Origin of the sequence: Algoriella sp. (assembly GCF_036647415.1) — a bacterium.
GTDB lineage: Bacteria > Bacteroidota > Bacteroidia > Flavobacteriales > Weeksellaceae > Empedobacter.
This window is the reverse complement of sequence record NZ_JAVXKG010000002.1, coordinates 161541-171025: the sequence shown is the minus strand read 5'-3', so window position 1 is coordinate 171025 and position 9485 is coordinate 161541. Positions and strand designations below refer to the sequence as shown.

The window sequence follows — 9485 nt, the reverse complement described above, 5'->3', positions numbered from 1 at the left end:
TCTCTCTTCTTTCATAATGATGCTTTTTTCTGTATCATTATTTCAGGACGAGACAATTATAGACATAAAAAAATCCTCCGTATTGGAGGATTTTTTATACACGTTATTTTTTTAAATTATTCTTTTTATTCGCCTTTACGATTAGATAAGAAATGTAAAGAAAAATCATCCAAATTGGAATTAATTCTACCGAAATTTTCAATCCAGTAAACCACATAATTACCAATACTCCTAATAAAAATACAAGACAAATGTAATTGCTTATTGGGTATAAAAAAGATGGAAATAATGTTTTCGTTTTCTCTATATCCTTTTGTTGACGATATTTAAGATGAGTTATAGAAATCATAATCCAATTGATGACTAATGATGATACAACCAAAGACATTAAGACATGAAATGCACTTTCTGGAATTATTTTATTAATTAAAATACAAATAGCTGCAAAAAATGATGAAACCAAAATTGCCATAATTGGTACGTAGTTTTTGCTTAGTTTTTTTAAGAATTTAGGCGCATTTCCTTGTTCTGCTAAGCCATAAAGCATTCTACTGTTACTGTAAACAGAGCTGTTATAAACTGACAAAGCAGCTGTTAAAACTATAATATTAAGAACATTCGCGATGATTTTAGAAAACGGAATTGTTTTGCCAAAAAGATTGACATCAATTGTATTTAAATTCTCAAAAACCATTACAAAAGGGCTACTTTTATCTGTGATATTTTCCCACGGAGAAAGCGAAAAAAGAATAATTAAAGCTCCTACATAGAATATTAAAATTCTGTAAATAACTTGATTTGTTGCTTTCGGAATGTTTTTTTCTGGATTTTCTGCTTCCGCAGCTGTAATTCCAATTAATTCTAATCCTCCAAATGAAAACATAATCAGTGCCATTGCGGCCAATAATCCTTGATAGCCATTTCCGCTATTTTCGCTTAACCAACCTTTCGGGAAAAAACCACCATTGTTCCATAAGTTACTAATTGTCGCTTGTTCTCCTCCTGTTCCGCTGATTAAAAGATATGAACCAAAAACAATCATCGCTAAAATAGCAATAACTTTGATGATAGAAAACCAAAATTCGGCTTCACCAAACATTTTTACCGAGCCTAAATTAAGTGCATTAATCACTAAAAAGAAAAATAAACTCGACGCCCAAAGTGGAATTTCTGGCCACCAAAATTGTACATAAATTCCAATCGCAGTCAATTCGGACATACTTACCAAGATGTAGAGAATCCAGTAATTCCAGCCCGAAGCAAATCCTGCAAAAGGACCCCAATATTTATAAGCAAAATGACTAAAACTTCCTGAAACAGGTTCGTTAACCACCATTTCTCCTAATTGTCGCATAATAAAAAATGCGATAATTCCTGCAATAGCATATCCAAAAATAACAGATGGTCCTGCAAGAACCGCTGCTGGTCCTATTCCTAAGAATAATCCAGTTCCTATTGCACCTCCTAAAGCAATTAATTGAATATGTCGGTTTGTAAGACCTCTTTTTAATTCCTTACTTTCAGTATTTTCATTTTGACTCACGTGTGATGTATTATTTTGTTAAATATATGTAAAAACTATTTTTTAAAAGAAATTTTGATGCGATTTGTCTTGTTTTAATTAAACAGAAAATCTTTTTCAAGGTTTAATTTGGTCTAATAAAATGATTATTCTTGATGATTTGAAAGATTTTTTCTAATCTAAAAGAATTAAATGAAACTTATCTAAAAATCGATAGGTTTTGGATACATTTTACGTTGAATATAATAAATACTTAACATAAAAAATATACTCATTAATAATGTTGCAAAAGGTAAATAAGTAAGAGATTCTTCTGGCAAAATCATTGGTAAAATAACCATTGCAAAAGCTGGAGGTAAACGTAAATCGATTAATTTCAGAAGGATTGCAACAAAAATTAAATCGATTATGCCAGTAATAAGTAAGTTGTCTATATATTTTATCGTCAAACATCCAACCAAGCTTGCCATAAACATGATTAGAATTCGCTTTAAACGTATGTGAAGTTTTAATGCAGGATTATTTAATGACTCAAATGAAATAACGATAACTGGTGGAATTGCCGAAAAATAAATGTAACCAGAAAAATAACACATCAAAAACCAACAAATACAAAGACCAATTAACCATCTATTGTGACTTACGTAAATAATTGGCACTGAATTTTCGGTTGATTTTATTCTGAAAAATTTTATTGAGAGATAAAGTAAAAATACAAAAATAATAATAGCAATAAGGAATAAAAAGGAATGTGCGTTTGTGACAATTGGTAATAAACCTGTTGCTAATGCAGGTGCTAATTGACTTTTGAAAACACGTAAAGTAACTAACATCGCAACTAAAATAAGAATTAATTTAACAGAAATCAATAATGGTAAAAAGTTAATTCCAAATCCTAAAATTGCTGTAATTGTTGGTAATAAAAAAATATGAAATGGACGTTGAATCCATTTATTTTCCCTAAAAGTGATTATTCCTACAGATAATGCAGCGATTTCTGGTAAAATAATTTCTTTGTCTTTGAATAGAATAGCACTCAAAATCATCACTAAAATAAAAGCAAATGCAACGCTGTATGACAAAAAAGATTCTTTATTTCCTAAGATTGAATTCATAAAATAAAAGTATAAAAAAAACCTTTGCAAATTTTGCAAAGGTTTTCAATCTGTCGGGGTGGCAGGATTCGAACCTGCGACCTCCTGCTCCCAAAGCAGGCGCGATGACCGGGCTACGCTACACCCCGATAGATTTTTATATCGTGGGTGCAAATGTACGTCTATTTTTAAGAACTTACAAAATATTTTTAAGAATATTTTTCTGAAACCTTCATGTACGTTTCCATGTCTTTATCTCCTCTTCCCGAAAGATTCAGAACCACAATATCTTGCGGTTGAAAATTTATTTTTTCTAAGGCTGCCAAAGCATGAGAAGATTCTAAAGCAGGAATTATTCCTTCTATTTTTGTCAATAAAAAAGCGGCTTCTAAGGCTTCATCATCGGTTGCATTTAAGAATTGAGCACGACCAGTTTTGAACAAATGCGCATGCAAAGGTCCAACACCAGGATAATCTAATCCAGCAGAAATAGAATACGGCTCTACAATTTGACCATCTTTATCTTGCATTAACAAAGTTCGGCTACCATGAATTATTCCTTCTGTTCCTTTTATAGTTGTTGCGGCAGTTTCTCCAGATTCTACGCCTAAACCTGCAGCTTCAACAGCAATTAATTTCACCGAATCATCATCTAAAAAATGATAAAAAGCGCCTGCTGCATTACTTCCTCCACCTACACAAGCAATCACATAATCTGGATTTTCTTTACCATATTTTTCTTTCATCTGAAATTTAATTTCTTCCGAAATAATCGCTTGAAATTTAGTAACCATTGCAGGATAAGGATGTGGACCAACGACAGAACCAATGATATAAAAGGTTTCAGGATTATTAATCCAATAACGAATTGCTTCATTTGTTGCGTCTTTTAACGTTTTACTTCCTGAAGTTGCTGGTACTACTTTTGCTCCTAACATTTTCATTCGCGCAACATTTGGTGCTTGACGTTCAATGTCTATTTCTCCCATAAAAACAGTACAATCTAAACCTAATAATGCACAAACAGTTGCCGTTGCAACACCATGTTGTCCTGCGCCAGTTTCTGCAATAATTTTGGTTTTACCCATGCGTTTTGCCAACAAAGCTTGACCAATCGCATTGTTTATTTTATGAGCGCCAGTATGGTTAAGATCTTCTCTTTTTAGAAGAATATTTGTATTGTATTTTTTTGAAAGATTTGGTGCAAAATAAAGTGGACTTGGACGACCAACGTAATCTTTTAACAATAAATTAAATTCATTTTTGAAATCATCTGTTTCCACATATTGATCTAAAGCAACAGATAATTCATCACAATTATAGTGTAATAATTCAGGGATAAAAGCTCCTCCGAAATCACCATAAAAACCTCTTTCGTCTACTTCGTATTTCATGTTGTTTATTTTTTAATTTTGTTCAATTCGCCCATCAATAGTATCAATGAACTGTTTTACTTCGTCAATTTTTTTAATTCCTGGCTCTGACTCAAAACCACTATTGATATCAAATCCTATACATCTCGGATGTTGAAAATTTTTCAAGATAAAAGCATCTTCCAACTGTATTCCTCCACTTAATAAAAAGGGTGTTGATAACTGATAATTTGTTAACAGTTGCCAATCAAATTTACGTCCAGTTCCGCCATAATCAGCAGATTTTGTATCGAATACAAAACTATCAACAACTTGTTGATAAGTGGTTAATTGTTGAAAATCTTCCATTGATTTTATACCAACAGCTTTCCAAATTTTAAAATCTAAAAAGTTTTCATCTGTTAATAATATTTGATGTTTTTGATTGATTAATTCTTCACAAAAATTCGGCGTTTCATCACCATGTAATTGCACAACATCTAATTTATATTTTTCAACTTTTTCAAGAATATTTTCAATCGATTCATTCACAAAAACACCTACTTTTTCAGCGTTTGGAAAAATAGAAAAAATCGTTTCATCTTCTACAAATCGTTTTGATTTTGGATAGAAAATAAAGCCAACATAATCGGGTTCGATTGCTGCAATTTCTTTGAAATTTTCTACGTTATTGTTTCCACAAACTTTTACTTGAAAACGTTTCATTTCGATTCTTTTACAAATTGTTCAAAAGCCAATGTTGTATTTTCAGCTTTCATAAAATTTTCTCCAATCAAAAATGCCTGAAATCCAGCTTGTCTTAGTTCTTTTACCGTTTCTGGATCAGAAATTCCACTTTCTGCAACTTTGATTAAATCTTTTGGTAATTGTTTCAAAATTTGTTTCGATTTTTCAATATCAACTTCAAAATTCTTTAAATTTCTATTGTTAATTCCAATCAAATCAATAAATTCATTTACTTTTTCCAATTGATCTTCCGAATGTAATTCCAACAAAACTTCTAATCCAATTTCTTTTGCTGTTTTTGCTAAATTGTAAACTTCATCTTTTGTCAGACATTCAGCAATCAACAACATCAAATCTGCTCCGATCGCTTTGGTTTCGTAAACTTGATATTCGTCCACAATAAAATCTTTGCGCAGAATTGGAATGTTCAAAACATTTTTAGCATCAATTAAATCATCAAAACTTCCACCAAAAAATTGTTCGTCCGTTAAAACAGAAACAACAGATGCACCAAATTTTTCGTAACCAGCAACAACTTCTTTTACGTTTGCATTTTTATTAATAAAACCTTTTGAAGGTGATTTACGCTTGAATTCTGCAATCATTCCAGATTTTGATTCATCTAAAATTGAAGCTTTTGCAGATTTTACAGGAACAATAAAATTTTCCGAATTTTTAAAATCTTCAATTGATTGAATTTTCTGTTTTTCTAAAATTTCTACTCGTTTTTGAGCAACGATTTCGTCTAAAATTGTTTTCATTTGTTCATCAATTTTTTGAATGCATTTAGCGCCTTTTTACTTTCTAAACTTTCGTTCGCAATCGCTACACATTCGATTAAATCTTTGGTTGAATAAATTGTTTTTAACGCTAAAGCTGTATTTGCTAACACAACATTTTTTTGCGCTTTGGTTGAAGTTCCATCTAAAACACTCAAAAATATTTTAGAATTTTCTTCGATAGAATTTCCACCTTTTATATCATCAGGAGAAAGTGTCGTCAAGCCAAAATCATGACTTTCTAAAATAAATTCTCCTGAATTATTGTACACTTTTGTAGGCGAAGTCAACGAAATTTCATCGTAACCAGCCAACGCAGTCGAAATAGAATATTGCACGCCCGAATTTTGCATCACATAATGATATAAACGAGCGGTTTTTACATCATATGTTCCTAAATTCTGAAAATTTGGTTGAACAGGATTCACCAAAGGTCCCATCAAATTGAAGAACGTTTTTACTGCCAAACCTTTTCTAATCGGTGCAACTTTCGCCAAAGCTGGATGAAAAAGTGGCGCATGTAAAAATGTAATTCCGACTTCATCAAATTCGCGTTTTAGTTTATTTTGGTCTGTTGAAAATGTGTAACCAAAACTATCCAACATATTCGAAGAACCGCTAACAGACGAAGCTCCGTAATTTCCTTGCTTGATAATTTTTTCGCCAGCACCAGCCAATACAAAACAACTCAACGTCGAAATATTGAAGGTGTCTTTTCCATCTCCACCAGTTCCGACAACATCAATTGCTTGCTTTGGTAAATCAACTTTTACGCATAAATCTAACAACGCACGGCGATAACCTTTCAATTCGTCCAATGTAATATTTCGCATATTAAAAATTGTAAGAAATGAAGCAATTTCGACATCAGAATATTTTTCTTCCGAAATTTCCACCATAATTTGATACGCTTCTTCTTCGCTCAAGGTATAATTTTCGAATAATAAATTTAATAATTTTTTCATTGTTTTATGCTTCTAACCAATTCTTAATCATTTCATCACCAAGTGGAGTTAAAATTGATTCTGGATGAAATTGAACACCACGAACATCATAGGTTTTATGACGTAGAGCCATCACTTCTCCTTTTGGACCAACGGCTGTAATTTCTAAATCTTCAGGAAAACCCTCGTTTGAAACGACCCAAGAATGGTAACGACCAACTTCTAAATCTTCTGGTAAATTTTTGAATAAAATATCGTCTTTTATCACTTTAATATCTGACTTTACACCATGAAAAACTTCTTGTGTATTCAATAATTTTCCTCCAAAAACTTCTCCAATTGCTTGTTGTCCCAAACAAACTCCGAAAATAGATTTTGTTGCTGCATATTTCTCAATAATAGGTTTCAAAAGATTGGCTTCATCTGGAACTCCAGGACCTGGAGAAAGAAGAATTTTATCGTAATTATTCACATCTTCCAACGAAATTCCATCATTTCTGACGATGGTAATATCGTCTGCAAATTTCTTTAGCGAATGCACTAAATTATATGTGAACGAATCGTAATTATCGATGACTAAAATTTTCATAGTTTATAGGTTTTGAGCGATTTCAATAGAGCGACGAAGCGCTCCTAATTTATGATTGACTTCTTGTAATTCATTTTCTTCGACAGATTTGGAAACAACGCCCGCGCCTGCCTGAAAATATAAGGTATTTTGCTTGCTGACGAACGTACGAATCGCAATCGCCATATTGATATCTCCGTTAAAACCTAAATAGCCAATTCCACCACCATAAACGCCACGATTTTGATTTTCGTAACCGTCTAACAATTCCATTGCTTTGAATTTTGGTGCACCAGAAAGTGTTCCGGCAGGAAAAGAATCTGCAAAAACTTTCATTGTATTCACGCTAGGATCCAATTGCGCAGTCACTTTCGAAACCATGTGAATCACATGCGAGAAATACTGAATTTCTTTGTATTGCGCGACTTTTACATCAGTAGAATTTCGGCTCAAATCGTTACGAGCCAAATCAACCAACATCACATGTTCCTCGTTTTCTTTTGGATCAGCAATCAATTTTTCTGTTAATTCTTTGTCCAAAATTGGACTTCCAGTTCTGCGAACAGTTCCTGCAATTGGATGAATTTCTGCATGATTATTATTAATGATAATTTGCGCTTCTGGCGAAGAACCAAATATTTTATAATTTCCGTAATCGAAATAAAATAAATATGGCGAAGGATTTATCGAACGTAAAATGCGATAAACATTGAATTCGTCACCCGAAAATTTTTGTTTGAATTGACGAGAAGGAACAATCTGAAAAACATCTCCTCGAAAACAAGATTCTTTACATTTTGATACAATATCCTTGAATTCATCATCTGTTAAATTTGATTGAATTTCACTTTCTACATTAAACGGATATTCAATAATTGATTTATTATTGATGACACTTTTTATTTCAGAAAATTTAGAATCTGTTTCATCATTCTGAAATTCTATAAACTGAATTTCGTTGTGAAAATGATTAAAAACAACAATATTTTGATAAAATGAATAAGAGAATTCTGGAATCGTCGCTTCATTTCCTTCTGCCGAAAATTTTACTGTTTCGAAATACGGAATTGCATCCCAAGCAATGTAGCCAAACAAACCATTTACAATCAATTTTTCCGAATTCTTTACGTCAAATTGTTGTGTAAAAAGTTTGAATTTCTCAATCAAATCTTGTCCATTCAAAGCATATTCTTTTGCTTCGCCATTTGCATAAGTTTCATTCACAATTCCTTTTGTAACCTTGAATGTTGCAATCGGATTAAGGCAAATAAAAGAGTTTGCATCTGTCTTAGAATGATAGTCAGAACTCTCTAATAATAAGGCGTTCGGATAAATGTCGCGTAGTTTTAAATAGAGCTGAACAGGTGTTGTTAAATCAGCTAAAACAGTCTCTTTCTGTATGTTAAAAGTTAAATTCATTTATTAAATATTTAGGTTTCGAGCACAAAAAAAGGCTTGTCAGTTACGACAAGCCTTTTCTACATATAAGTGTATAGAGGTCTTACGAACCAACGTTTTGTTGTCCGATAAACCACCACCAATTATTTGTAAATAATGTTTTCATTGGTACAAATGTATAAACGTTTTTGAAATGAACAAATTATTTTTTGATAAATTTTTTAGTTCATTCAACAATTAATATTTTTGATATAAATAATAAAAACGCAAACAAAATGGAATACAAATATGACAACTTACTGATAGAGGTAGAAAATAGAATTGCATTAGTTACTTTAAATCGTCCACAGGCGCTAAATGCATTAAATAAAAATTTGTTAGATGATATTTCTAATTTCTTAACTGACGCAAATGCAGATTCGGAAATTAGAGTAATTATTTTAACAGGATCTGGAGATAAATCTTTTGTTGCAGGTGCAGATATCAAAGAATTTTCTGATTTTAATGGAGCGCAAGGACAAGAATTAGCGGCTAATGGACAAGAAAATGTTTTTGATAAAATAGAAAATTTTCCAAAACCAATTATTGCAGCTGTTAACGGATTTGCATTGGGTGGAGGATTAGAATTGGCAATGGCAGCTCATTTTCGTATCGCTTCTACAAACGCAAAATTAGGTTTGCCAGAAGTTACCTTAGGCTTAATTCCTGGTTATGGAGGAACGCAACGTTTACCAAAATTAATCGGAAAAGGTCGTGCAATGCAAGCAATTATGACAGCAGATATGTTTTCAGCAGAACGCGCTTATGAAATTGGCTTAGTAAATGAAGTTGTAGAACAATCAGAATTAATAAATCGTGCAAAAGAAATTGCTTCTAAAATTTTGAAAAATTCGTCTATAGCAATTAAACATGCTATAAAAGCAATTAATGCGTCGGACAAAGCAAACGGTTTTGAAACAGAAATTGAAAGTTTTGGAAGCTTATTTGATGAATCAGATTTTAAAGAAGGAACTGTTGCTTTTGTTGAAAAAAGAAAACCAAATTTTAAATAATTTATAACTTAAAATAAACAGCAAAAAGC

Annotated in this window: 9 protein-coding genes and 1 tRNA gene; 1 reads left to right on the top strand and 9 read right to left on the bottom strand. The window is 31.9% G+C overall.

From position 1 onward, the window contains the following. Positions 1-103 precede the first annotated feature (103 nt). The 9 genes from RSC72_RS01660 to RSC72_RS01620 all read right to left on the bottom strand — a co-directional run bounded on the left by RSC72_RS01660 (position 104) and on the right by RSC72_RS01620 (position 8425). Positions 104-1543 carry an amino acid permease gene (locus RSC72_RS01660; RefSeq protein ID WP_332578386.1) on the bottom strand — a complete coding sequence of 480 codons (1440 nt, stop codon included), beginning with the start codon at positions 1541-1543 and terminating at the stop codon, positions 104-106. Positions 1544-1725: 182 nt separating this feature from the next. Next, a complete protein-coding gene (locus RSC72_RS01655; RefSeq protein ID WP_332578385.1) occupies positions 1726-2637 on the bottom strand; it encodes a hypothetical protein in 912 nt (303 codons plus the stop codon). 53 nt (positions 2638-2690) lie between these two features. Further along, positions 2691-2765: transfer RNA gene (locus RSC72_RS01650), tRNA-Pro, on the bottom strand. Positions 2766-2825: 60 nt separating this feature from the next. Beyond that, on the bottom strand, positions 2826-4010 hold the full coding sequence (gene trpB, locus RSC72_RS01645) for a tryptophan synthase subunit beta (RefSeq protein ID WP_332545493.1): 1185 nt from the start codon (positions 4008-4010) through the stop codon (positions 2826-2828). A 12-nt stretch (positions 4011-4022) separates the two neighbouring features. After that, positions 4023-4694: a phosphoribosylanthranilate isomerase gene (locus RSC72_RS01640; RefSeq protein ID WP_332545492.1), complete on the bottom strand. Its 672-nt coding sequence runs from the start codon at positions 4692-4694 to the stop codon at positions 4023-4025. Beyond that, complete coding sequence (trpC, locus tag RSC72_RS01635) at positions 4691-5476, bottom strand: indole-3-glycerol phosphate synthase TrpC (RefSeq protein WP_332545491.1); 786 nt, start codon at positions 5474-5476, stop codon at positions 4691-4693. Before trpC ends, RSC72_RS01640 begins: the two co-directional genes overlap by 4 nt. After that, positions 5473-6459: an anthranilate phosphoribosyltransferase gene (gene trpD, locus RSC72_RS01630; RefSeq protein ID WP_332545490.1), complete on the bottom strand. Its 987-nt coding sequence runs from the start codon at positions 6457-6459 to the stop codon at positions 5473-5475. The genes trpC and trpD overlap by 4 nt, the downstream gene beginning before the upstream one ends. Before the next feature lie 4 nt (positions 6460-6463). Next, positions 6464-7027 carry an anthranilate synthase component II gene (locus tag RSC72_RS01625; protein ID WP_332545489.1) on the bottom strand — a complete coding sequence of 188 codons (564 nt, stop codon included), beginning with the start codon at positions 7025-7027 and terminating at the stop codon, positions 6464-6466. A 3-nt stretch (positions 7028-7030) separates the two neighbouring features. Then, positions 7031-8425 (bottom strand): anthranilate synthase component I family protein, encoded by a 1395-nt coding sequence (locus RSC72_RS01620; protein ID WP_332545487.1) that lies wholly within the window; start codon positions 8423-8425, stop codon positions 7031-7033. A 254-nt stretch (positions 8426-8679) separates the two neighbouring features. Between RSC72_RS01620 and RSC72_RS01615 the strand changes: the two genes are divergently transcribed. After that, positions 8680-9456, top strand: a complete 777-nt coding sequence (locus RSC72_RS01615) for an enoyl-CoA hydratase/isomerase family protein (protein ID WP_332545486.1) — start codon at positions 8680-8682, stop codon at positions 9454-9456. Positions 9457-9485 lie beyond the last annotated feature (29 nt).

Bases quoted from the DNA above. Each gene is read 5' to 3' on its own strand.
- RSC72_RS01615 (WP_332545486.1), top strand. From the start codon at position 8,680: ATGGAATACAAATATGACAACTTACTGATAGAGGTAGAAAATAGAATT.
- trpC (WP_332545491.1), bottom strand. From the start codon at position 5,476: ATGAAAACAATTTTAGACGAAATCGTTGCTCAAAAACGAGTAGAAATT.
- RSC72_RS01620 (WP_332545487.1), bottom strand. From the start codon at position 8,425: ATGAATTTAACTTTTAACATACAGAAAGAGACTGTTTTAGCTGATTTA.
- RSC72_RS01640 (WP_332545492.1), bottom strand. From the start codon at position 4,694: ATGAAACGTTTTCAAGTAAAAGTTTGTGGAAACAATAACGTAGAAAAT.
- RSC72_RS01625 (WP_332545489.1), bottom strand. From the start codon at position 7,027: ATGAAAATTTTAGTCATCGATAATTACGATTCGTTCACATATAATTTA.
- trpD (WP_332545490.1), bottom strand. From the start codon at position 6,459: ATGAAAAAATTATTAAATTTATTATTCGAAAATTATACCTTGAGCGAA.
- RSC72_RS01655 (WP_332578385.1), bottom strand. From the start codon at position 2,637: ATGAATTCAATCTTAGGAAATAAAGAATCTTTTTTGTCATACAGCGTT.
- trpB (WP_332545493.1), bottom strand. From the start codon at position 4,010: ATGAAATACGAAGTAGACGAAAGAGGTTTTTATGGTGATTTCGGAGGA.